Annotated in this window: 2 protein-coding genes; one reads left to right on the forward strand and one right to left on the reverse strand. The window is 63.8% G+C overall.

The genetic code is table 11. From position 1 onward, the window contains the following. Positions 1-96 precede the first annotated feature (96 nt). The gene (locus tag FQP90_RS22840; protein WP_144653396.1) at positions 97-1,974 is read right to left on the reverse strand and encodes an AfsR/SARP family transcriptional regulator; all 1,878 of its coding nucleotides are present in this window, start codon (positions 1,972-1,974) and stop codon (positions 97-99) included. A gap of 96 nt (positions 1,975-2,070) precedes the next feature. On the opposite strand from FQP90_RS22840, the gene FQP90_RS22845 reads away from it, so the two are divergent. After that, a complete protein-coding gene (locus FQP90_RS22845) occupies positions 2,071-2,952 on the forward strand; it encodes an alpha/beta fold hydrolase (RefSeq protein ID WP_144653398.1) in 882 nt (293 codons plus the stop codon). Positions 2,953-3,264: the final 312 nt, after the last annotated feature.

Consider the following 3,264-nt stretch of genomic DNA (forward strand, 5'->3'; position numbering starts at 1 on the left):
AGAGTAGGACACCGCCGGACAACCATTCGAAGAGCCCCGACCACAGGTCGGGGCTCTTCACCTTTAACACCCACACACCAGGCAGGCAGACCGGCCTTAGTCCAAGGAGGCCCCTGCGGCCTTGAGCATCGCAATGAAACGGTCAACGTTGCCCACATCCACAACTCCGCTGCCAGCGGCCCGTTCTCCGCTGGCAGGGGCCAGTGCCGCCAACGCCTGATTCATCACGGATGGCTCCTCCAGCTCGCAAGCCGCTTGAGCCACAATGCACCAAGTAGCCTCGAGCAGGAGATCGTTGGGCGGATCCGGAAGCTGCCGAAGAGCCTCGATGGCCAGGCTTCGTTGGCCTTCCTGGGCCAACAGGAGCGGGCGCACCCAACGCTCGTGGGGGCCGAAATCACCGTCAGGGAGTTGCGCAGCGTCGCGTAGCTTCCTGGTGAATCCTGCCAACGCCAGAAGTCCCTCGCCGAACCCTGGCATCTCCCCGGGCGCACGTGGCGTCCCCGTGCTGCCCAGAAAGGTCCAACGAAACCACTGAGTGAATACCGTAGCCAGCGGTCTTTCGTGTCGCCCTGCCAATTGGTCGATGGCCTCCGCTTCGGCGCTGGCAGCATCGATGTCGTCCAGGGCGCACAGCGCCTGCATACGAATGAGGCGTCCGTTGATCTCAAAGGTGGGCGAATCGGCGTCGAGCGCTGTTGCTATCAACTGCCGGCCAATCGAATCCCTCTGGGCTGCCGACCCCGCCTGGGCGAATGCCTGCATGTACCGGGCGCTCAGGGCGAAGCAAAGGAGCTGTGCATCGCCCAGGCCGCGGGCTATCGACGCTGCTTCGTCCGCCTCTTCCTGACGGTTGGATGTTCCCCGGGACTCCATGGCGATTGTCGCCAGAAGGCGGGCGCGCGTGCGGTGGCTGAGAGGCGAGGTTGAGGTGAGCGCCTGCTCGGCAGCGGCGACGATGGCGGCAGCCGCATCAGGATCGTCTGAACGCGTCCAGATCCCGGGGACGTCGTAGCCGCCAACGATTCGGGCCACGAGTTCGGGATCGTTCAGCTCCTGCGCTGCGCGGATGGCTTCAAGGCGCTGGGTGCGCGCGGTCTGCAGATCGCCAGCGACGGCCAGGCTACCGAGCACTGCGTTTGACGCTTCCAGCTGCGCCCGTGCGCCGCTCCGTGAATAGGCTGTGGCTGTCAAAGCCAGGCGCCCGCGCTCAGGTTCCAAGCCAGGATCCCTGCGCAGGATGCCGGCCTCCAAGTCCGCGAGGACAGGACTCGGATCCAGCCCGAGGTCATTGACAAACCGTTGGTGTGCCCGCCGAAGTGTCCCCAACGCATCACCCTGCCGATGCCCACGGTAGAGGGCCAGTGCCAGGAGACGCCACCCCTCCTCGCGCCAAGGATTCGCTGTCACGTGCGGCTCCAGCATGGTCACGGCACCGTCAGGCCGGCCGGCGGCTATGTGTGCTTGGGCTAAACGCTCGACGGCGGTCTGCCGCAGCTCACGGAGGCGGGTCACCTCGGCGTGGGCCCACGGTCTCTCGGCAAACTCTTCAAAAGCGTCGCCCTGCCATTCGGCCAGTGCCGCCGATAGGAGTGCGCCTGTCCCACCGGAACTTGCCCCTCTTGCTCCCGCCATTGCCGCTTCGAATCGCCAGGCGTCCACTGACTGGGGACCCAATCTCAGTGCATACCCGTCGCCGACGGTCACCAGCACTGCAGCCGGGGTCCGGGGTTGTCGGCGTGGTTCCAGGATGCGGCGGAGTTCGCCGATGAAGGTACGGACGGAGCCAACAGCCCCGGCGGGTGGCCTGCCATCCCAGAGCTCTTCTACCAGGGATGCCGTAGGGATCGCCCGACCCCGCTGCGCGACGAGTATGGCGATGACCTCCCGGTGCCGTCGCTTAGAGAGGTCCCGCACCAGTCCGTCCACAGTCACCTGGATGGGTCCGAGGACATTGATCTGCGGGGGGCTCACAGGCCAATCGTAGTCAGAGGCCCCGACAACCGACGGCTGATTGGGCGCTGATTCGGTAGCAGGAGAGTGGAGTGACCACCAACGATTGGAGATTCCATGGCTTTGACCTTGTTGCCCGATGCCACCTACCACCGCGTCCCCGTAGCACCCGACGTCCAACTGAACGTGGCGGTCGCCGGGAGCGGACCCGCCGTCGTACTTTTACACGGGTTCCCCCAGACGCACCTCATGTGGCGGCACGTCGCCGCTGATCTGGCGACCGACCACACAGTTATTTGCCCTGACCTACGAGGCTACGGTGCGAGTGACAAGCCTGCGGAGAGAGGCGAAGAGACATACTCAAAGCGGACCATGGCGGCCGATGTCGTAACTGCCGCCCGCTTCCTCGGTCATGAACGCTTCGCTTTGTCCGGGCATGACCGAGGTGCCCTTGTGGCCGTCCGCGCCGGCTTGGATCACCCCGATGCAGTGAGCCATCTTCTCGCCTTGGATGTGCTGCCAACGTTGGATATGTGGGACATCCTCCGGGGAGCGGAGGCCAAGGTGGCGTGGCACCTTTATCTCATGGCCCAGCCGGCAGGGATCCCGGAACCGATGATCGAAGCCACGGCCGATTCCTTCTTTGCATCCTTCCTGGATGGGTGGACCGCTGATCCGGAAGCGATTCCTGACACGTATCGGGCTGAGTACCTCCGGGCGTCGCGCGAGGCGGTGGTGTCGATCGTGGCGGACTACCGAGCTTCGGCAGGGATTGACGTCGCGCATGACCGTGCCGATAGGGACGCCGGCCGCGCTTTGGCCATGCCCGTCACTGTGATGCAGCAGGATTGGGGCGCAGCGCTCGGTTACGACGCCAAGGCACTGTGGAGTGCCTGGGCGCCCAACCTTGAACATGTGACCACGAACTCCGGACACTTCATGGCGGAGGAGGATCCCGCTGCGGTGATTGCCGTCTTACGTGCGCTGATGACCCGCTAGGGGGGGCAGGGTTCGACGGCGGGTGGTGGGGTTTGGTGGGGTGGTGGGGGTGGGGTTTGGGGTGGATTTGCGTTGGGGTGGTGGGGCGTGTATTGTTTTCTGAGTCGCCGGGTGCGAAACGGAAAGCCGGAAGGTGTGTACGGTTCGGTAGGCGGCCAAAAATAACTCTTCTTTTCCAATGGCCCTGTTGTGGTGTGCTGCTTTTGTGGTGTGCTGTGGGGTGATGTTTTGGGGGGTCTGTTGTTTGAGAACTCAATAGTGTGCCAAGTTTGTTGATACCGATTGTTTTTTGATTGGTTGAATTTTGCCAGG

Origin of the sequence: Paenarthrobacter nitroguajacolicus (assembly GCF_007786235.1) — a bacterium.
In the GTDB taxonomy this organism is placed as follows: Bacteria; Actinomycetota; Actinomycetes; order Actinomycetales; family Micrococcaceae; genus Arthrobacter; species Arthrobacter nitroguajacolicus_A.